The sequence below is a fragment of the Streptomyces katrae genome (genome assembly GCF_002028425.1).
Classification (GTDB): domain Bacteria; phylum Actinomycetota; class Actinomycetes; order Streptomycetales; family Streptomycetaceae; genus Streptomyces; species Streptomyces katrae_A.
Genome location: NZ_CP020042.1, coordinates 2466463 through 2485504, shown reverse-complemented (window position 1 = coordinate 2485504; position 19042 = coordinate 2466463). Strand labels below are relative to the sequence as shown.

The following is a 19042-nucleotide window of genomic DNA, read 5'->3' as shown; positions in this document are numbered from 1 at the left end:
GGAGGAACCTTCCGACGGGAACAGGGGCGGTCGCGGCGCATGCCGGAGCATGCGTGAGCCACTCACACGGGGGAGAGGGGTTCGACCGGGCGGGGGGCGCTGCGCCCCGGCCGCCGTGGCGACAACACCAGTTAGCCAGGCCCCCGCCGCCCTGGCAACGCCCCCCTGCTACTAACGCCCTTCGGGGGCGGGGCGGAAGGTCCCGGCCCGGCCGTGAGGGTGTTCCCGCTGGTGAGGAGCGGGGCGGGGGCCGGGGCGGGGGCTACTAGGCGGGGCCGGATGTGACGTGGGTCCTGTGGGCCGCCTCACCGCCCAGGGGCCCGGATGTCACGTTATGTGTCTGCTCGTACCCTGTCGGGTGCGTGGCCCGGGCCACTTCCGGCCGGTGAATCGAAGGAAACGGGCGCGTCGAACGCAGCTTTCCGAGTCGCCCGTCGCAGCGCCCTCAGCACCGTGCCCCCGAGGGTGAGGGTCAGGACGACGGTCAGGGCGGCCCGCCCCAGGTCCCAGCCCAGCGAGGTGGCCAGGCAGTACGCGAGGAAGCGGGCGAGGTTCGCCGGCACGGGGTCACCCGGATGGAAGGAGACGCCCTGGCCCATGCCCTGGAGCAGGACCCAGCCCTGGAGGTTCATGACCGTCCCGTACGCGAACGAGCCCAGGAACCCGTACGCCGCGAGCATCGCCAGCTCGGCCCGCCCCCGGATCGCCCCCCAGGCCCTCGGCTTCGCTCGACCAGGGGGGACCTCCTTCGCCCCGGGCAGCAGCCCGGCGCCCAGCGAGAACCAGCCCAGGGCCAGCATCTGGAACGGCATCCACGGTCCGACCCCGCCCGTGAGCAGGGCGGACGCGAACATCGTGACGCCGCCGAGGACGAAGCCGAAGCCGGGGCCGAGGACGCGGCCGCTGAGCACCATCAGGAAGAACATGGGCTCCAGACCGGCCGTACCCGCGCCCAGCGGGCGCAGCGCCGCCCCGACGGCGGCGAGCACCCCGAGCATCGCCACCGCCTTGGCGTCCATCCCCTGGTCGGCGATGGTCGCGATGACGACGGCCACCAGGAGGGGGAGCAGCGCCGCGAACAGCCAGGGGGCGTCCTGGGAGTGGGCCAGACCGGACTGGGCGTCCGCGAGCAGGGGCCAGCCGAAGGCGGCGATGCCGATGAGGGTGACGAGGACCAGGGCCGCGGCGGCGCGGGGGCCGATGCGGACGGGACGGGGGCTCATGGGGTCACCTCCGTGGCCCCTGTGGCCTGCGCGGCGCCCGTGGCCTGGGGGGCCTTCAGGGCGGCGGCCACCTGGGAGACCGTGAGCCAGTGGCCCGGGGCCAGGACCTTCGCCACCTGCGGGGCGAAGGCGGGCGAGGACACCACGACCTCGGCGGTCGGCCCGTCGGCGACGATCTCACCGCCCGCCAGGATGACGACGCGGTGGGCCAGCTCGGCGGCGAGCTCCACGTCGTGGGTGGCGAGGACGATGGCGTGGCCGTCGGAGGCGAGGGCGCGCAGGGTCTCGACGAGGCGGGCCTTGGCGGCGTAGTCCAGGCCGCGGGTGGGCTCGTCGAGGAGGAGCAGGGCGGGCCGGGCGGTGAGGACCAGGGCGAGGGCGAGCGTGAGGCGCTGGCCCTCGGACAGGTCCCGGGGGTGGGTGCCGTCCGGTACGTCGGGCAGCAGGGCGCTGACCAGGGCCCGGCAGGTCCCGGGCACGGCTGCGGCGTCGGCGTCGGCCGCGGCGCACTCGGCGGCGACGGTGTCGGCGTAGAGGAGGTCGCGGGGCTCCTGCGGGACCAGGCCGACCTGGCGGACCATCTCCGGGGGCGGGGTCCGGTGGGGGATGCGGCCGCCGACCGTCACCCGGCCGGTGGTGGGGGCGAGGGTGCCGGTGAGGGCGGCGAGGAGGGTGGACTTGCCGGCGCCGTTGCGGCCCATGAGGGCGATGGTCTCGCCGGGGGCGACGGTGAGGGTGATGTCGTGCAGGACCTCTGCGCGGGCTCGGCGGATGTGGAGGTGGGTGGCGGTGGCCGCGGGGGCGCCGAGGCCGCCGGCGGGGGTGGCGGGGGTTGCCGGCGTCGGCCTGCGGCGCGCGAGGCGGGCCAGCAGGCGGCGGGGGGCGGGTTCGGGGGCGGATGCCGGGAGTGCCGCTGCGCGGAGCCGCCCCCCTCCCCTCCCTGCCACCGTTCCCCGGGGCGCCACACCGGAGTCCCGCACCTCAAGCGCCGACGGGGCCGGGTGGGCCGGGGGTGCCGCGTCGGGGGCCTGGGCCTGGGGCTCCGCGGGGTGAGCCGGGGACGCTGCCCCGGGTGCCGGTGGGGCTGGAGAGGGCAGGGACGTTGCCCCGGGGGTCTGTGCCCCGGGTGTCGGCGGGGCTGGGGTCGGCAGGGGTGCGGCTTCGGGGGGCCGTGCCTCGAACGTCGGCGGGGCTGCGATCGTCGGGGTCTGCGCGGACAGCCGGGCGCGGAGCGGAGCCGATGCGCGGCGGGCGTCGCGGACGGACAGGGGGAGCGGGGTCCAGCCCGCCAGGCGGCCCAGGGAGACCACCGGGGGGTGGACCGGGGAGACGGCCATGATCTCGGACGGGGTGCCCAGGACCGGGGCCGCGCCCGGGGACGGGAGGAGGAGGACGCGGTCGGCGTACTGGACGACCCGTTCCAGGCGGTGTTCCGCCATCAGGACGGTCGTGCCGAGGTCGTGGACCAGGCGTTGCAGCACGGCCAGGACCTCCTCCGCCGCCGCCGGGTCCAGGGCGGAGGTCGGCTCGTCCAGGACGAGGACCTTCGGGTGCGTCGTCAGGACCGAGCCGATCGCCACCCGCTGCTGCTGCCCGCCCGAGAGGGTCGCGATGGGGCGGTCGCGGAGTTCGTTCAGGCCCAGCAGGTCGAGGGTCTCCTCCACCCGGCGGCGCATCACCGCGGGCGGCAGGCCCAGCGACTCCATGCCGTAGGCCAGCTCGTCCTCCACCACGTCCGTCACGAAGTGGGCCCGCGGATCCTGCCCCACCGTGCCCACCACGTCCGCGAGCTCGCGCGGCGGATGCGTGCGCGTGTCCCGCCCCGCGACCGTCACCCGCCCCCGCAGCGTGCCCCCGGTGAAGTGCGGGACCAGCCCGGACACGGCCCCCAGCAGGGTCGACTTGCCGACCCCCGACGGGCCGACGAGCAGGGTCAGCTCCCCTTCCGGAAGGGTGAAGTCCGCATCGCGGAGCGAGGACTGCGCGGCGCCCTCGTACGTCACCGAGACCTGGTCGAAGCGGATCAACGGGACGGCTCCTCGGACGAAGGGGAGGGGGACGGGGCGGGGACGGGGGCCACGAACGCCGGGAGCAGGCCGAGCAGGACCGCCGCCGCCGGCCACAGCGGCAGCCCCGGGGCCACCAGCGGGACCACGCCCGGCCGCAGCCCCTCGGGGTCCACCGATCCCGCGTGGACGAGGAGGGCCGCCACCGCCGCCCCCGACCCGGCGACGAGCCAGGCCCGCGCCCCCCACCGGTCGGGCCGGTAACGGGTGCGGATGCTGCGCCGCCCGCCCAGCCGCAGCCCCGCCAGGGCCAGGACCAGGCCGAGGCCGAGCAGGGGCAGCCCGTAGCCGGCGCCCTCCGCCGCGAGGAGGGCGTACGTGCCCGCGCACAGGCCGAGCAGGCCGCCCAGCACGAGGGCGTTGGTGGTGTGCCGCACCGCGGGCGGGACCTGTGCCGTGCGCCCGTAGCCGCGTGCGTCCATCGAGGCGGCGACGGCCACCGAGCGCTCCAGCGCGCCCTCCAGTACCGGCAGCCCGATCTGCAGGACGGCCCGCACCCCGCCCGTGGGACGGCCGCGCAGCCGGCGGGCCGTCCGCAGCCGGGCCACGTCCGCGACCATGTTCGGCGCGAAGGTCATGGCCACGATCACGGCCACGCCCGCCTCGTACAGCGCGGCCGGCAGCGACTTCAGCAGCCGCGCCGGACTGGCCAGGGCGTTCGCCGCGCCGACGCAGATCAGCAGGGTCGCCAGCTTCGCCCCGTCGTACAAGGCGAAGACCAGCTGCTCGGCGGTGACCCGGCCGCCGAACCGGATGCCCTGCGCCCATGCCGGCAGCGGGAGCTCCGGCAGGGTCAACAGGGTGTGCGCGCCGGGGACCGGGGAGCCCAGCAGGGCGGAGAACAGCAGCCGCAGCCCGATGACGAACAGGCCGAGCCTGACGAAGGCCCCGTAGGAGCGCGCCCACGGGGCCTCGGTGCGGCGGGCGGCGACCACGTACCCGGCGACGCCGATGATCAGCCCGAGCAGCAGCGGATTGGTGGTCCGGGAGGCGGCGGTCGCGAGCCCCAGGGCCCACAGCCACCAGGCCCCCGCGTGCAGGGCGTTGCCGCGCCGTGCCTCGGGAGCCCGCCAGGGCCGTCCCTTCTCGTACGAGGTCCCGCGCGACCCCCGACCGGCCCCTGCGGAGCCGGGCCCGGCCGGGGTCGCGTCTTCGGCCGCCGGACCGTGGGCGGTGCGCCCGGCCTGCGGCGACGTGCCGTCGCCCGGTGGGCCCGCCGGGGCCGTGCCGTGCGGTGGGTTCGGCGGGACGGGGGTCATCGCCTGCGGCGGCGGGACTGCCAGACGGCCGCCGCGCCCAGGGCGGCGACCGCCGCCACGCCCGCGACCAGGCCCGCCGAGGGGCCGGAGCCCCCGCCCGAGGAGGGCGCGGCGGCCGGGGCCGGGGCGGACGCGGACCCGGACGCCTTGGGCTCCGGGTCGGCGATGGGCTCGCCGCAGCCCGACTTCGGATAGCCGGAGACCGCGCACAGCAGCGCCGCGCCGTTGTAGCGCAGCGGCTTCGCCACCGCGGCCAGCGCCTCGGCCGCCGTGGCGTCCGGGGCCACCTGGGCGCAGGCCGTGCGCGGGGCCTCCTGCGGCGGGGCCTCCCCGGCGGGGGCGTCCGCGGGCACGCCGAAGTCGATGACCAGCGCCACCCGCTTCTTGCCCTCCACCGCGCCGGTGCCGCCGCAGACGGCCTCGAAGTCGGCTCCGGCGCGCGGCTTGGCCGCCTCGGCGCCGGCGTCCTTGCTCACCGAGAAGCGGAAGCCGAGCGTGGTGCCGTCCGCGGGCCGGGCCGTGGACGGGCCCTCGGTCGCGTAACCCCAGTTCCCGCCCGAGCCCTGCCAGAACGACCAGTAGCGGTAGCTCGCCGCCAGGGCCGGGGAGGCCGCGAACAGGGTCAGCAGCAGTCCCAGGGCGGCCAGCAGGCCGACAAGGCCGCGCGTACCAGCCAGGCCGCGCGTACCGGCCAGGCCCCGCGAACGGAGGCGGCTCACAGCTCGTTCTTCTTGCGGCGGCCGCTCAGCAGGATGCCGATGCCCATGCCGGCCGCGGCGCCCGCGCCGATGATCCACCACAGGTTCTGGCCGCCCGAGCCGGTCTTGTCGGCCTTGTTCTCCACCTTCTGCGCCTGCGCGTCCGGCTGCTGCGGGGCCGGGCCGGTCGCGTTCAGCGCCGCCACCAGGTCGACGCCGCCGAAGGCCTTCGGGTCGGTGCCGGTGGCGTGGGCGGTCAGGACCAGGGCGGCCAGGGCGGCCGGGTTCCGGTTCGACCAGGAGGCCGAGTTGTTCTTCAGCCACTCCAGCGCGCCCGACGCCGCCTGCCGGTGTCCGGCCGCCGCCAGGGCGATCACCGCGTCGGCGGTGTTGCCGGTGTCCGGGGTCGGCTGGTCGGCGCCGGGGGTGACCGCCGTGAGGTGGCCGTCCTTCTTCAGGGCCTCGGCCAGGTAGCCGGCCGCGGCCTGGGCGGCGGCCGCCGGGTCGGCGGCGCCCGCCGGGCAGGCCAGCGCGGCGGTGGGGGTGTCCGTGGTGGCGGGCTCGACGAGGGCGCCCTTGCCCAGGCCCGCCAGGACGGCGGCGGCCGTGGCGTCGGCGTTGGCGGCGAGCTTGCCGTCGGCCGGCTGGTACCCGAAGGCGCCCCGGTCGGCGGCCGGCTCGGCGGAGCAGCCCAGCTGGAAGGAGAGCAGGCCGTCGTAGGCGGACTTGCCGGCCTTGGACTTCACCTCGGCGGGCTTCTCGCCGGCCACCGCCAGCGCGCTGATCACGATCGAGGTGGAGCTGCCCTCGCTGGGGGATCCGGGGACGTAGGCCCAGCCGCCGTCCTCGTTCTGGACGGACCTCAGCCAGTCCGCGGCCTTCTTGACCTGCGCGTCCTTGCCGCCGAGGGCCTTCAGGGCCTGGACGGCCACGGCGGTGGCGTTCGTGTCGAACACGGTCGTCGCGTCACAGGCCTTCGTGGCGTCCGCGCGGAACGAGGTGAAGCCGCCGTTCGCGCACTGCTGGCCGGTCAGCCAGTCGACGGCCTGCGGGGCGGGCTTCTCGCCGACGGTCTGCTGGGCGAGCAGCGCGAAGGACTGGCGCCACACGCCGTCATACGAGGGGTCGGCCTTGCCGAAGAGGCCCGAGGGGATGACCGGCGGCGCGGAGGGGGCGGGCGGCGGCGTGTCGGCGAGGGCTGCGGGGGCGGCGCCCACGCAGAGCACGGCGGAGGCGGCGAGCGCGGCTGCGCTGCGGCGGACGTTCATGGCGGGGCGGGTGCCTCTCGTGCGGGGAGCGGGAGACGGGCACGCGCGGGCACCGGGCTCCGGCTCCGTTTACCTCGACGGTGCCGGCCGCCGGGGGCTCCGGCGGCACGAGCCGCGCACCTCCGCTACGGGGCATTCCGGCTTCCCGCCCCGCGAGCTGCGGGCCGGGTCACGGTTGCGGGTCAGCGCCGGATTCGCACCGGCTTCCCCCCGTACGGAAGTGTGGACGACGGCCTCACTCTACCGGCCCGTACCCCGCGGGCCCCGGGGCGCCGGACCCCGGCAGCCCCGCCCGGCGCCGCTCACACGGCCCGGTACGCCACCGGGTCGGTGCCCGGGACCGCCTCGGCCCGGCCCTGTTTCACCAGTCGCCGCAGGTGGGCCTCCGCTTCGGAGACGGCGATGTTCCGCGAGCCGTACGGGATCTGCTCCCAGGGCCGGTTCCACTCCATCCGCTCCGCCAGGGCCCAGGGGGTCAGCGGCTCGGCCAGCAGCCGCCACAGTCCGTCCAGCCGCTCCTCGTGGTGCGCAAGGAGTTCCCGGACGCGGGCGGGGGCGTCGGTGAAGGCGTGCTGGTGGGCCGGGAGCACCTCGGCGGGCTCCAGGCGGCCGACGCGTTCGAGGGAGTCGAGGTAGTCGCCGAGGGGGTCGGTGACCCGGGTGTCCTCCGGGTCCTCGTACAGGCCGATGTGCGGGGAGATCCCGGGCAGCAGGTGGTCGCCGGAGAACAGCCGGCCGTTGCCGGGCAGGTGCGCCGGGTGGGCCTCCTCCAGGTGCAGGCAGACGTGACCGGGGGTGTGCCCGGGCGTCCAGATCGCGCGCAGCCGGCGCCCGGGCAGCGCCAGCAGCTCCCCGGGGACGATCTCCCGGTCGGGGACGGCGGCCCGCAGCCCGGGCAGGGTCCGGGCCCGGCCGCTCTCCCGGAGCGCCCGCAGGGGTGCGACGTGCTCCTCTGGGGCTCCGGCAGCGGCCAGCTTCTCGCCCATGTAGTCGAACCAGTGGCCCGGATCGGCCGCGCGGGTGCGCAGGACGACCTCGGTGTCGGCGGCGTGCATGGCGATCCACGCCCCGGAGGCCTCGCGGACCTTCCCGGACAGGCCGTGGTGGTCGGGGTGGTGGTGGGTGATGACCACCCCGTGCACGTCGGCGGTGGCGATGCCGAGCGCGCCGAGCCCCGCGGTGAGGGCGTCCCAGGAGTCGGGGTCGTCCCAGCCGGTGTCGACCAGGACGGGGCCGGCGTCCGTGTCGAGGACGTGGACGAGGGTGTGTCCGAGGGGGTTGTCGGGGATGGGGACCTTGATGCCCCACACACCCCCGCCGTGGTCGGTGACCTGTGACATGACCTCTGACATGGGGGCTCCCTGGCCGGCTCGGTCCGCTCTGACGAGAACGCGTTCCAGTAGTAGCCCAAGTCGACCGTCCATCAACAGTCCTGACCTGTCATCGGATCTTCCGCGGTCCCCGTCCCGACCGTGGACTCCTGGAACTAGAACTGGTATCAGTTCTGCGACATCGGTGAGAGCGTGCGCAGCCCCTGGAGGCATCGGACATGACCGAGCTCGTGGAACACGGACAACTGTTCATCGGCGGGGAATGGGCCGATCCGCTGGGCACCGGCACCATCCGCGTCGTCTCCCCCCACACCGAGCAGGTCATCGGCAGCGTCCCGCACGCCTCCGAGGCCGACGTCGACCGCGCCGTCGCCGCCGCCCGCAAGGCCTTCGACGAGGGCCCCTGGCCCCGCCTCACCCTGGACGAGCGCATCGCCGTCGTCTCCCGCATCAAGGACGCCATCACCGTCCGGCACGAGGAGATAGCCCGCTCCATCAGCTCCCAGAACGGCTCCCCGTACTCCTGGAGCGTCCTCGCCCAGGCCCTCGGCGCGATGATGGTCTACGACGCCGCCATCACCGTCGCCCGCGACTACCCCTACGAGGAACGCCGCCAGGGCGCCCTCGGCCCGATCCTGGTGCGCCGCGAACCGGTCGGGGTCGTCGCCGCCGTCATCCCGTGGAACGTCCCGCAGTTCGTGGCCGCCGCCAAACTCGCCCCCGCGCTGCTCACCGGCTCCTCGGTCATCCTCAAGCCCTCGCCCGAGGCCCCGCTGGACTCCTTCATCCTGGCCGACATCGCCCGCGAGGCCGGGCTGCCCGAGGGCGTGCTGTCGGTCCTGCCCGCCGACCGGGAGGTCAGCGAGTACCTGGTCGGACACCCCGGCATCGACAAGGTCGCCTTCACCGGCTCGGTCGCCGCCGGCAAGCGGGTCATGGAGGTCGCCGCCCGCAACCTCACCCGGGTCACCCTCGAACTCGGCGGCAAGTCCGCCGCCGTCATCCTCCCGGACGCCGACCTGGAGGCCGCCGTCGCCGGGATCGTCCCCGCCGCCTGGATGAACAACGGCCAGGCCTGCGTGGCCCAGACCCGCATCCTCGCCCCGCGCAGCCGCTACGGGGACGTGGCCGAGGCCCTGGCCGCGGCGGCCGGAGCCCTCGTCGTCGGCGACCCCCTCGACCCGGCGACCCAGCTCGGCCCGCTCGTCGCCAAGCGCCAGCAGCAGCGCTCCCTCGACTACATCCGCATCGGCCAGGAGGAGGGCGCCAAGCTCCTCACCGGCGGCGGCCGCCCTGCGGGCCTGGAGCGCGGCTGGTACGTCGAACCCACCCTCTTCGGCGACGTCGACAACTCGATGCGGATCGCCCGCGAGGAGATCTTCGGCCCGGTCGTCTGCCTGATCCCCTATGGCGACGAGGCAGAGGCCGCCCGTATCGCCAACGACTCGGAGTTCGGCCTCAGCGGCAGCGTCTGGACCGCGGACACCGACCACGGCATCGACTTCGCCCGCCGCATCCGGACCGGCACCTTCAACGTCAACACCTTCAGCCTCGACATGCTCGGCCCCTTCGGCGGCTACAAGAACAGCGGCGTGGGACGCGAGTTCGGCCCCGAGGGCCTGAGTGAGTACCTGGAGCACAAGATGATCCACCTGCCGGCGGGCTCGTGATGGGCGACCGCTGGCAGGTCGAGGTGGACCGGGGCGTCTGCATCGGCTCGGGCATGTGCGTGAACCACGCCCCGGACGCCTTCACCCTCGACTCCGCCCGCCAGTCCCACCCCCGCACCCCGGAGACGGACGCCAACGAACCCACCCTCACGGCGGCGGAGGGCTGCCCGGTGGAGGCCATCCTGATCACCCTCGCGGCCACGGGGGAGCCGGTGTTCCCGCCGGAGGACTGACGGCAGGAGGGCCGGGGCCGCCCGGCTCCGGCCCGACATGCCGCACCACCCGACATGCCCGACCGGAATATCCCGTTTCGCTAACTTGTCGCATCATCCCCTTCCACTGCTCCGGAAGAAGACCGATGCGCCCGCCCGCCCCGTCCACCGCGCGCAGACGCACCGCGTGGTGGCCCCTGGTCCTGACCGCACTCCTGCTGACCTGGGCCCTCCCATCCGCCCCGGCCCAGGCCACCCCCCAGCCCCAGCCCCGGCCGAACCGCGAGCACCGGCACTCGGTCCACCACAAGCGCCACCATTCACCCCGGCTGTCCCAGCAGGCGAAGACGGGCCGCTACGGGGGCGGCGAGGCCAGGCTCGGCACGCTCCGCACCTGGCCGACCGTCGACTGGTCGCAGCAGACCGTGCTGCGGGAGTTCCGGCTGCGCGCCGTCACCGAGCACGCCGAGATCTGGGTCCCCACCGGCGACCTGCCGGTGGACACGGACGACTGCAGCAGCTCGAACGCCGACGACCTCGTGATCACCGACCCGCAGCTGCGCTACCTGGGCGAACAGTTCGAGCACGTGATCCGCCCGCGCGAGGCCAAGGTGTTCGGCGTGCCGAGGCCCCGCGACGGCAGCCACGCCAAGCCGGAGCTGCTCGACCCGAGCATCCCGCCGGACGCCTGGCGCGGCAAGGGCGACCGCGTCGTCGTGCTCGTCGACAACATCGCGTCCGGCGGCGAGTTCATCAGCGCCGACGTCGACGCGACGGACCGCAACATCCTCATCATCGAGGCCGCGGGCTGGAAGACCATGCTCGGCGCCAGGCCGGCCAACCTGGGCGGCAGCCCGTGCCGCATCTGGGAAGGCTTCCCGATGCCGAACTACATCGAGGGCCTGCTCGCCCACGAGTACAACCACGTGCTCTGGTACAGCGGCGCGCAGGACCCCAACGGCGCCAACTGGACCATCGAGGGCACGGCCGAATGGGCCAGGTGGCTGGTCGGCTACGACGACCGCTCCGAGGACGCCCTCAAGAACCTCAAGATCGGCTGCTTCCAGGGCCGCCAGAGGGCCATGTTCCCCGCCGGGTACACCGACCCGTACGGCGACCGCAACGGAGGACCCGAGAACTCGCTCACGCTCTGGCCCGACCCGGGACAGAGCTTCCTGTGCGACTACGGAGCCTCCGAGGTCATGATCCACACCCTCTCCGAACGCCACGGACACGGCTTCGTCAGGGACCTCCTCTACGCAGGCGGCGGCTCCGGCTTCGAGCGCCTCGCCAAGACCCTGGCCCGGCACGGAGCGCACGAGGACCCCTTCGCCCTCCTGCGCGACTGGTCCACCACGGCGGCCCTCGACGGCATCCTCGACGACGGCGCCGAACTCACCGGAGCCGACCCCCGCCGCTTCCGGGCGAAGGCGCTCCACTCCACCGTCAACCTCGACACCCCCTTCGCCTACGCCCGCCCCGGCGCCCCCTCCAACGGCGCCGACTTCGTCCGCCTCCGCGACGCCTCCGGCAGGCCCCTGACGGCATCCGCCCTGCGGAGCCTGGACTTCGAGGCACCACTCGTCTACCCGACCCGCCCGGTCGAGTGGACCGTAGACCCGGACGGCCACGCACCCGGCGACCCCGCCCTCTACTCGGGCCCCCCTGGCGACGAGGTCAGCATCGACCGCAGCATCGTCCGCGAGATCACGGTCGACCCGGCCGACCCCACCCTCACCTTCGACGCCCGCTGGGACATCGAGCCCGGCTACGACCTCGGCGCGGTCCAGGTCTCCACCGACGGCGGCGCCACCTTCACCTCCCGCCGCAGCGCCGGCATGGTCACCACCCTGAACGGCGATGCGGCATCCGACATCGCGGCCCTGCTCCCCGGATTCACCGGTGACTCGGGCGGCTGGACCCACCAGAGCATCGACCTCTCCGACCTGGCCGGCCGGACCGTACTCGTCGCCTTCCGCTACAAGACCGACGCCAGCGTGATCCAGCCCGGCCTGTGGATCGACAACATCAAGTCCGGCGCCACCCTGGTCTCCGACGGCTCCTCCCTCGCCGGATGGCAGACGATCAGCAGCTACCAGATCCACACGATCCCCGGCATCAGCCTGCGCCTCGTCGCCTACACCGACGACCACCAGCACGCCTGGACCGCCGACGTCCCCCTGGACGCCAACCACCACGGGGCCCTCGACCAACGCCGCCTGCGCCGCCTGCTGGGCACACAGGCCAAAACGGTCTTCGCGATCATCGACCACTACGAACCCACCGAATCAATCAAGATCGCGGCGCCCTACCGCCTCACCGTCAACGGCGTCCTCCAGCCCGGCGGCAGCTGACCGCCGGCCCGGCTTCCCTACCGGCCGGGAAGGGAGGATCGTGGACGGTATGACCGCTAGGAGGTGCGTTATGCGCAAGGTCATGGACTGCAGGGAGTACCCCAGCGAGGTCGGGTGCACCCTGGTGATCATCGGCGAGGAAGACGAGGTCATGGGCGCGGCCGTCCAGCACGCGGTCGCCGTGCACGGCGAGGAGGACAGCCAGGAGTTCCGCGACGCACTGCGCGGCATGCTGAAGCCCGAGGTCGCCCAGCCCGCCTGACCCCGCCCGGACCGGCAGCCTCCCTGATCCCGTGAATCCACGGGATCAGGAGGAAGCCGCCGGTCCACCGACGCCCACGCAAAAAACGAGCTGCGAGCGCATCGCCTCCCTGCAAGGCTGCGCCGGGTGAACCGTGAACAGATCTCGAAGCTCGCCCATACCCACCACCCCATAAAGTCCCCCCTCAACGACGACTCGGTGACCCGCCTCCTCGCCGACGCCCTCCCGCGCGGCGACGAACGCGTCCTGGACCTCGGCTGCGGCAGCGCGGAATGGCTCCTGCGCGCCCTCACCACGCACCCGAACGTCCACGCCGAGGGCGTGGACATCTCGGAGTCCGACCTGACGGATGCCCGCCACAGGGCAAAGGCCCTCGACGTCTCCGACCGCCTGACCCTCCACCACCAAAGGGCCGAGGACTTCACCCCTTCCCACCCCTTCGACCTGATCCTCTGCGTCGGCTCCACCCACGCCCTCGGCGGCCTCCTCCCCACCCTCGAAGCCGCCCGCACCCACCTGGCCCCCGGCGGCCGCGTCCTGATCGGCGAGGGCATCTGGGAACGCACCCCCACCCCCGAAGCGGTGGACATGCTGGGCGACTTCGCCGACCTCCCGACCACGATCGACCGCATCACCGCCGCCGGCTGGACCCCCGTCCAGGGCCACACCAGCACCCGCCAGGAACTGGACGACTACGAGTGGTCCAACTGGGGCACCCTCGCCGACTGGGCCCTGGACCACCCCACCCACCCGGACAGCCCCGAGATCCTGACCTGGGCCACCACCCGCCGCACCGACTGGCTCCGCACCTACCGCGACACCTGGGGCTTCGCCACCCTGACCCTCCGCCGCACGACGGACTGACCCCGACTCCGATCCCGCCCTGGCGGCAGCGCCGCCAGGGGCTTCAATCCGTCCATTCGCCGGCTTCGACGTTCCCGACGGCGGTGCTGAACTCACGGCCCGACGCGTCGCGGATGTAAGCCAGTTCCACCCACCGCTCGCATCCGGCGAAGTCCGAGACGTCCTCGTTGATCACGGCCATCAGCACCCCCTCGACACCGGACGGGATGTCCCGCACCCGACGGCGCAGCAGGTACGCGTAGCCCTCATTCATCGACCGTTTCCTCGAAGGTGTCGACGAAGCGCTCCCACCCGGCCAGCACACGGTCCAGCAGATCGGCGCTGGGCGTGGCGTAGGGAGGGCTGTGCACCTCAGGCGTCTCCGCCTCGACCGGAATCTGCCGCATTGGGATCACTCCTCTCAGGGGGAAAGCCAGGCGGGTGCCTCTCTAGAGAAGCCACTCGATCGGGGTGCGAAGAGGCCGCAGCACCCCTGAGTGCAGCGGTCTGCCGCTGGGCCTAGGGTGTCTAGAGAGGAGAGGGAGTGATCAGTTCGATGACCAGCCAGGGAAGTTCCCGCCAGCCGAAGTACCAGCGGATCGCCGATGCGTTGAAGGCGGCCATCCGGTCGGGCGAGTACGGCCCTGGTGACCGACTGCCCGGCGAGAACGACCTCATGGCCACGTACGACGTCGCCCGCATGACCGCGCGCCAGGCCCTCGGGGTTCTGCAGAACGAAGGCCTCGTCGAAGCGCGCAAGGGCGCCGGTGTCTTCGTCCGCGCCTTCAAGCCCCTGCGGCGGCGCGGTATCGAGCGGTTGGCACAGGAGCAGTGGGGTTCGGGCCGTTCCATCTGGTCGGCCGACACCGATGACCGTGAGCTCCTAGTCGACCAGATCGACGTACACGAGCAGCAAGCCGACGACCGCGTTGCCGAGGCGCTCGGCATCACCTCCGGCGACCAGGTCTGGGCCCGCAGCCGCCGCTTCGTGCTCGACGGCAAGCCGGTGCTCATCGCGACGTCGTACCTCCCCTCGACCCTCGTCGCCGACTCCGCCATCACCCGGACCGACCCCGGCCCGGGAGGCATCTACGCACGGCTGACGGACCTCGGGTACGCCCCGGTCCACTTCCGTGAGGAGATCCGCTGCCGCATGCCGTCGGCGGACGAGGCCGACCGGCTGTCGCTCACCCTGGGCACGCCCGTCATCCAGATCGTCCGCACGGCCTTCGCCGAGGGCGGCCGCCCCGTCGAGGTCAACGACACGACCCTGGACTCGGCGTCCTACGTCCTGGAATACGACTTCGACGCCTAGCGGGGGGCCCGGCCAGGGTCCGTGGGCGGAGATGTCCATCGGTCCCCGATGCCGCTCTGTTCGTCATCAGGCGCGGGTATCAGCCGCAGACGGGCTGCGGACGCCGAACCGAGAGAAGCGCGTAGCGATCTGGGGCGCCCCCGGCCCCGGATGACGATTCCCTGAGACCGCCCAGCCACGACCCGGCCGCCCGACAACCCGTTCAGGCCTTTTCCGGTGCCGTCAGGTCGATCAGCCGGCACACCGTCTCGATGTCTATCTTCACCTGCGCGATCGACGCCCTCCCCGACAGCCACGTGATCAGCGCCGAGTGCCAGGTGTGTTCGATGACGCGGACCGCCGACAACTGCTCTGCCGTCGGCGGGGCCTCCAGCCCCATCGCGTCGAGGATGATGGCCGTCGTCAGCCGCGAGACCGTGTCCACCTCCGGGCTGACGCTGCGGTCCGCGAACGTCAGGGCGCGGACCATGGCGTCCGCCAGGTGCGGTTCCCGCTGCAGCGCCCGGAACGCCCGCATCAGGGTCTCCGCCACCCGCTCCGCCGGCTCCTCGCCCGCCGGCGGCCGCTTGCGCAGCGTCGCGTGCAGGTGCTGGAGCTGGTCCTGCATGGTCGCGACCAGCAGGTGCACCTTGGACGGGAAGTAGCGGTACAGCGTTCCGAGCGCGACCTGCGAGGACTCCGCGACCTCGCGCATCTGCACCGCGTCGAAGCCGCCCCGGCTGGCCAGTTGCGCGCTCGCGTGGAGGATCCGGCGCCGCCGGGCCTCCTGGCGCTCGGTCAGGGGAGGGGATGCCGGGCCGGTCGTCGTCGCCGGTTTCGTGACGGCCTTCGCTTCCGCTGTCATGTGTCCCGTTCCTGGCGTTCCGTGTCGTTGCGGGGGCTGATTCCGGGATGGGCCGGTGGAAGTTCCGTGACGGTCCGGACGTCAGCATGTCAGGCGTCCGAGCCGTGGCGCGAATCACCTGCTCCGCCTCTTACGGTGTGGTTTCCGGCCGGTAGATTCAATGGTCTTCGACGGATCAAGTCTGAAACTTGTTCTACATTATCCGAGCGGTTACGCTCCGGCGACAGCGCAGGGAGAAGGGGGCCGAGAGTGACCGCAGAGGCCGTGGTGACGAGCCCTTTCGAGGCCGTCGAGGCTTCCGCCGCCGACGGCGACCGCCCGATGCGCATCGCACTCCTCACCTATAAGGGGAACCCGTTCTGCGGCGGCCAGGGCGTCTACGTCCGCCACCTCTCCCGCGAGCTCGTGAAGCTGGGCCACTCCGTCGAGGTGATCGGCGCGCAGCCCTACCCGGTGCTCGACACCGGCGCCACGCTCACCGAGCTGCCGAGCCTGGACCTCTACCGCAGCCCCGACCCGTTCCGCACACCGGGGCGCGACGAGTACCGGGACTGGATCGACGCCCTCGAGGTCGCGACGATGTGGACCGGCGGCTTTCCCGAGCCGCTGACCTTCTCCCTCCGCGCCCGACGCCATCTCCAGGCCCGCGCGGGCGAGTTCGACGTCATCCACGACAACCAGACCCTCGGCTACGGCCTGCTCGGTGACCTCGGCGCACCGCTGGTGACGACCATCCACCACCCCATCACCGTCGACCGCAAGCTGGACCTCGCCGCCGCCAAGGACCGCAAGAAGCGCGCCTCCGTGCGCCGCTGGTACGCGTTCACGCGCATGCAGGGCCGCGTCGCCCGCCGCCTGCCCTCCGTCCTCACGGTCTCCGGCTCCTCCCGGCAGGAGATCGCCGAACACCTCGGTGTCCGCGACGACCGCATCCACGTCGTCCACATCGGCGCCGACACCGACCTCTGGTCGCCCGACCCCTCCGTGGCCGAGGTCCCCGGGCGGATCGTGACCACCTCCAGCGCCGACGTCCCGCTCAAGGGGCTCGTCCACCTCGTCGAGGCGCTCGCCAAGCTCCGCACCGAGCAGCCCGACGCGCACCTCGTCGTCGTCGGCAAGCGCGCCGAGACCGGGCCGGTCGCCCGCGCGATCGAGAAGTACGACCTCCAGGACGCGGTGCGCTTCGTCAAGGGCATCACCGACGCCGAACTGGTCGACCTCGTGCGCAGCGCCCAGGTGGCCTGCGTGCCCTCCCTCTACGAGGGCTTCTCGCTCCCCGCGGCCGAGGCCATGGCCACCGGCACCCCGCTCGTCGCCACCACCGGCGGGGCCATCCCCGAGGTGGCAGGCCCGGACGGGGAGACCTGCCTGGCCGTGCCGCCCGGCGACGCGGGAGCGCTGGCCGCGGCCCTGGGCCGGATGCTGGGCGACGCGGAACTGCGCGTCCGGCTCGGAGCGGCCGGCCGGGAGCGGGTGCTGGCCCGGTTCACCTGGGCCAAGGCCGCCGAAGGCACCGCCGCGCACTACAGAGCCGCCATCGCGCGTGCCGCCGCCGCCCGGACCCGGTGACGGACACACCACCACCCGGCGGGCACCGCACGCACCGCAGACCACCCGCACCCCCCCACGCCACCCGCACGACCCCACCACCCGCACGACCCGCACGACCCGCACCATCCCGCACCACCCCACAACACTCACCACCGCGCACCACCCCGCACCACCCTTCACCCCCGTGACCGCGAAGGCAGGACCCCGTGCTGACCGTCGATTTCTCCCGGTTCCCGCTCGCCGCAGGCGACCGTGTGCTCGATCTGGGCTGCGGCGCAGGCCGGCACGCCTTCGAGTGCTACCGGCGCGGCGCCCAGGTCGTCGCCGTCGACCGCAACGGCGAGGAGATCCGCGAGGTCGCCAAGTGGTTCGCCGCCATGAAGGAGGCCGGTGAAGCCCCGGCGGGCGCCACCGCCACCGCCATGGAGGGCGACGCCCTGGCCCTGCCCTTCCCCGACGAGTCCTTCGACGTCGTCATCATCTCCGAGGTGATGGAGCACATCCCCGACGACAAGGGCGTCCTCGCCGAGATGGTGCGCGTGCTCAAGCCGGGCGGCCGCATAGCGGTCACCGTCCCGCGCTACGGCCCGGAGAAGATCTGCTGGGCGCTGTCCGACGCCTACCACGAGGTCGAGGGCGGCCACATCCGCATCTACAAGGCGGACGAGCTGCTCGGCAAGATGGAGGCGGCGGGCCTCAAGCCGTACGGCACCCACCACGCGCACGGCCTGCACTCGCCGTACTGGTGGCTCAAGTGCGCCTTCGGCGTGGACAACGACAAGGCGCTGCCGGTCAAGGCGTACCACAAGCTCCTGGTCTGGGACATCATGAAGAAGCCCCTGGCCACCCGCCTCGCCGAGCAGGCCCTCAACCCGCTCATCGGCAAGAGCTTCGTCGCCTACGCGACCAAGCCCCACCTCCCGGTCGAAGCCGCCGAGGCCGCCAAGTCCTCCAAGGCCGCCAACGCCTCCAACGCCGCCGGCGCAGCCGGTTCAGCCCAGTGAGCTCGCCGGAGCGCACCGTTCCCGAACACCTCGTGCTGGACGGCGTGCTGACCGCCGAACAGGCGGCCCGCACGGTCGAGGGGATACTCGCCGTCCAGCGCGCGGACGGCGCCATACCGTGGTTCCGGGGCCACCACCTCGACCCGTGGGACCACACCGAGGCCGCGATGGCCCTCGACGCGGCCGGCGAGCACGAGGCGGCGGAGCGGGCCTACGTCTGGCTGGCCCGCCACCAGAACCAGGACGGCTCCTGGTACGCGGCCTACGCGGACCGGCCCGACGGGGTGGACACCGCCGAGCCGCAGGACGCGGGACGGGAGTCCAACTTCGTCGCGTACATCGCCGTCGGCGTCTGGCACCACTACCTGGCCACCGGCGACGACACCTTCCTGGACCGGATGTGGCCGGCGGTCGTGGCGGCGGTCGAGTTCGTCCTCGGCCTCCAGCAGCCCGGCGGCGAGATCGGCTGGAAGCGGGAGGCGGACGGCACGGCGGTCACCGACGCCCTGCTGACCGGATCCTCCTCCATCCACCAGGCCCTGCGCTGCGCCCTGGCCATCGCCGACCACCGCGGTGACCCGCAGCCCGACTGGGAACTGGCGGCGGGCGCCCTGGCGCACGCGATACGCCGGCACCCGGAGCGGTTCCTGGACAAGTCCCGCTACTCGATGGACTGGTACTACCCGGTGCTGGGCGGCGCCCTGACGGGTGCGGAGGCGAAGGCGCGCGTCGAGGAACGCTGGGAGGAGTTCGTCGTCCCGGACCTGGGGGTGCGGTGCGTGCTGCCGAACCCGTGGGTGACGGGCGGGGAGTCCTGCGAGCTCGCGCTCACCCTCTGGGCGATGGGGGAGTCGGACCGGGCACTGGAGATCCTGCGCTCGATCGGCCACCTGCGCGCCGACAACGGCATGTACTGGACGGGTTACGTCTTCGAGGACCGGGCGGTGTGGCCGGTGGAGCAGACGACCTGGACGGCGGGCTCGCTGCTGCTGGCGGTGGCCGCGCTGGGCGGCGACGAGGCCACCACGGTCGTCTTCGGCGGCGACCGGCTCCCGCCGGGCATGGACCCGGGCTGCTGTTCCTAGGACCGTAGGACCGTTCCTCTGTTCCTAGGATCGTGACCGTTCCTCGGAACGCGGCCT

General features: G+C 73.5%; 18 protein-coding genes and 1 riboswitch. Of the genes, 9 read left to right on the top strand and 9 right to left on the bottom strand.

The features are described from left to right. Positions 1 to 332: 332 nt before the first annotated feature. The 6 genes from B4U46_RS11285 to B4U46_RS11265 form a co-directional block, all read right to left on the bottom strand. Positions 333 to 1223, bottom strand: coding sequence for an ECF transporter S component (locus B4U46_RS11285; protein ID WP_100863713.1), 891 nt, complete (start codon positions 1221 to 1223; stop codon positions 333 to 335). Beyond that, positions 1220 to 3250, bottom strand: coding sequence for an ABC transporter ATP-binding protein (locus tag B4U46_RS11280; RefSeq protein WP_079426556.1), 2031 nt, complete (start codon positions 3248 to 3250; stop codon positions 1220 to 1222). The genes B4U46_RS11285 and B4U46_RS11280 overlap by 4 nt, the downstream gene beginning before the upstream one ends. Then, entirely contained in the window at positions 3247 to 4548 is a 1302-nt protein-coding gene (locus B4U46_RS36445) for an energy-coupling factor transporter transmembrane protein EcfT (protein WP_237292809.1), read from the bottom strand. The genes B4U46_RS11280 and B4U46_RS36445 overlap by 4 nt, the downstream gene beginning before the upstream one ends. Further along, the gene (locus tag B4U46_RS36440; RefSeq protein ID WP_398908296.1) at positions 4545 to 5267 is read right to left on the bottom strand and encodes an SCO2322 family protein; all 723 of its coding nucleotides are present in this window, start codon (positions 5265 to 5267) and stop codon (positions 4545 to 4547) included. The genes B4U46_RS36445 and B4U46_RS36440 overlap by 4 nt, the downstream gene beginning before the upstream one ends. Continuing rightward, a complete protein-coding gene (locus B4U46_RS11270) occupies positions 5264 to 6514 on the bottom strand; it encodes a prenyltransferase/squalene oxidase repeat-containing protein (RefSeq protein ID WP_079426552.1) in 1251 nt (416 codons plus the stop codon). The genes B4U46_RS36440 and B4U46_RS11270 overlap by 4 nt, the downstream gene beginning before the upstream one ends. Positions 6515 to 6644: 130 nt before the next feature. Next, positions 6645 to 6724: riboswitch (cobalamin riboswitch) on the bottom strand. 92 nt (positions 6725 to 6816) lie between these two features. Next, positions 6817 to 7854 (bottom strand): MBL fold metallo-hydrolase, encoded by a 1038-nt coding sequence (locus tag B4U46_RS11265; RefSeq protein ID WP_079431694.1) that lies wholly within the window; start codon positions 7852 to 7854, stop codon positions 6817 to 6819. A gap of 209 nt (positions 7855 to 8063) precedes the next feature. On the opposite strand from B4U46_RS11265, the gene B4U46_RS11260 reads away from it, so the two are divergent. The 5 genes from B4U46_RS11260 to B4U46_RS11240 all read left to right on the top strand — a co-directional run bounded on the left by B4U46_RS11260 (position 8064) and on the right by B4U46_RS11240 (position 13207). Then, complete coding sequence (locus B4U46_RS11260; RefSeq protein ID WP_079426550.1) at positions 8064 to 9515, top strand: aldehyde dehydrogenase; 1452 nt, start codon at positions 8064 to 8066, stop codon at positions 9513 to 9515. Then, positions 9515 to 9748 carry a ferredoxin gene (locus B4U46_RS11255; protein WP_045951372.1) on the top strand — a complete coding sequence of 78 codons (234 nt, stop codon included), beginning with the start codon at positions 9515 to 9517 and terminating at the stop codon, positions 9746 to 9748. Before B4U46_RS11260 ends, B4U46_RS11255 begins: the two co-directional genes overlap by 1 nt. A 125-nt stretch (positions 9749 to 9873) precedes the next feature. Further along, positions 9874 to 12081, top strand: a complete 2208-nt coding sequence (locus B4U46_RS11250) for a choice-of-anchor J domain-containing protein (protein WP_079426548.1) — start codon at positions 9874 to 9876, stop codon at positions 12079 to 12081. A 70-nt stretch (positions 12082 to 12151) separates the two neighbouring features. Then, entirely contained in the window at positions 12152 to 12343 is a 192-nt protein-coding gene (locus B4U46_RS11245) for a DUF1059 domain-containing protein (RefSeq protein ID WP_079426546.1), read from the top strand. 126 nt (positions 12344 to 12469) lie between these two features. Then, positions 12470 to 13207: an SAM-dependent methyltransferase gene (locus B4U46_RS11240; RefSeq protein WP_079426544.1), complete on the top strand. Its 738-nt coding sequence runs from the start codon at positions 12470 to 12472 to the stop codon at positions 13205 to 13207. Positions 13208 to 13250: 43 nt separating this feature from the next. Here B4U46_RS11240 and B4U46_RS11235 read toward each other — a convergent pair whose 3' ends face one another. Then, positions 13251 to 13460 (bottom strand): hypothetical protein, encoded by a 210-nt coding sequence (locus B4U46_RS11235; protein ID WP_079426542.1) that lies wholly within the window; start codon positions 13458 to 13460, stop codon positions 13251 to 13253. Further along, positions 13453 to 13593, bottom strand: coding sequence for a hypothetical protein (locus B4U46_RS37305; RefSeq protein ID WP_159402084.1), 141 nt, complete (start codon positions 13591 to 13593; stop codon positions 13453 to 13455). The genes B4U46_RS11235 and B4U46_RS37305 overlap by 8 nt, the downstream gene beginning before the upstream one ends. Positions 13594 to 13742: 149 nt before the next feature. Here B4U46_RS37305 and B4U46_RS11230 point away from each other — a divergent pair, with 149 nt between their 5' ends. After that, positions 13743 to 14501: a GntR family transcriptional regulator gene (locus B4U46_RS11230; RefSeq protein WP_079426540.1), complete on the top strand. Its 759-nt coding sequence runs from the start codon at positions 13743 to 13745 to the stop codon at positions 14499 to 14501. A gap of 202 nt (positions 14502 to 14703) precedes the next feature. Here B4U46_RS11230 and B4U46_RS11225 read toward each other — a convergent pair whose 3' ends face one another. Then, a complete protein-coding gene (locus B4U46_RS11225) occupies positions 14704 to 15345 on the bottom strand; it encodes a TetR family transcriptional regulator (RefSeq protein WP_079426538.1) in 642 nt (213 codons plus the stop codon). Positions 15346 to 15594: 249 nt separating this feature from the next. Here B4U46_RS11225 and B4U46_RS11220 point away from each other — a divergent pair, with 249 nt between their 5' ends. The 3 genes from B4U46_RS11220 (at position 15595) to B4U46_RS11210 (ending at position 18985) form a co-directional block, all read left to right on the top strand. Beyond that, positions 15595 to 16914: a glycosyltransferase family 4 protein gene (locus tag B4U46_RS11220; RefSeq protein WP_079426536.1), complete on the top strand. Its 1320-nt coding sequence runs from the start codon at positions 15595 to 15597 to the stop codon at positions 16912 to 16914. Between the two features lie 188 nt (positions 16915 to 17102). Continuing rightward, positions 17103 to 17900 carry a class I SAM-dependent methyltransferase gene (locus B4U46_RS11215; protein ID WP_079426534.1) on the top strand — a complete coding sequence of 266 codons (798 nt, stop codon included), beginning with the start codon at positions 17103 to 17105 and terminating at the stop codon, positions 17898 to 17900. Beyond that, on the top strand, positions 17897 to 18985 hold the full coding sequence (locus tag B4U46_RS11210; RefSeq protein ID WP_079426532.1) for a prenyltransferase: 1089 nt from the start codon (positions 17897 to 17899) through the stop codon (positions 18983 to 18985). Before B4U46_RS11215 ends, B4U46_RS11210 begins: the two co-directional genes overlap by 4 nt. Positions 18986 to 19042: the final 57 nt, after the last annotated feature.

What these genes read in the sequence shown, in the direction of transcription:
- B4U46_RS11230 (WP_079426540.1), top strand. Translation starts at nt 13,743, where the DNA reads ATGACCAGCCAGGGAAGTTCCCGCCAGCCGAAGTACCAGCGGATCGCC.
- B4U46_RS11250 (WP_079426548.1), top strand. Translation starts at nt 9,874, where the DNA reads ATGCGCCCGCCCGCCCCGTCCACCGCGCGCAGACGCACCGCGTGGTGG.
- B4U46_RS11255 (WP_045951372.1), top strand. Translation starts at nt 9,515, where the DNA reads ATGGGCGACCGCTGGCAGGTCGAGGTGGACCGGGGCGTCTGCATCGGC.
- B4U46_RS11270 (WP_079426552.1), bottom strand. Translation starts at nt 6,514, where the DNA reads ATGAACGTCCGCCGCAGCGCAGCCGCGCTCGCCGCCTCCGCCGTGCTC.
- B4U46_RS11225 (WP_079426538.1), bottom strand. Translation starts at nt 15,345, where the DNA reads ATGACAGCGGAAGCGAAGGCCGTCACGAAACCGGCGACGACGACCGGC.
- B4U46_RS37305 (WP_159402084.1), bottom strand. Translation starts at nt 13,593, where the DNA reads ATGCGGCAGATTCCGGTCGAGGCGGAGACGCCTGAGGTGCACAGCCCT.
- B4U46_RS36445 (WP_237292809.1), bottom strand. Translation starts at nt 4,548, where the DNA reads ATGACCCCCGTCCCGCCGAACCCACCGCACGGCACGGCCCCGGCGGGC.
- B4U46_RS11265 (WP_079431694.1), bottom strand. Translation starts at nt 7,854, where the DNA reads ATGTCACAGGTCACCGACCACGGCGGGGGTGTGTGGGGCATCAAGGTC.
- B4U46_RS11285 (WP_100863713.1), bottom strand. Translation starts at nt 1,223, where the DNA reads ATGAGCCCCCGTCCCGTCCGCATCGGCCCCCGCGCCGCCGCGGCCCTG.
- B4U46_RS11235 (WP_079426542.1), bottom strand. Translation starts at nt 13,460, where the DNA reads ATGAATGAGGGCTACGCGTACCTGCTGCGCCGTCGGGTGCGGGACATC.
- B4U46_RS11245 (WP_079426546.1), top strand. Translation starts at nt 12,152, where the DNA reads ATGCGCAAGGTCATGGACTGCAGGGAGTACCCCAGCGAGGTCGGGTGC.
- B4U46_RS11260 (WP_079426550.1), top strand. Translation starts at nt 8,064, where the DNA reads ATGACCGAGCTCGTGGAACACGGACAACTGTTCATCGGCGGGGAATGG.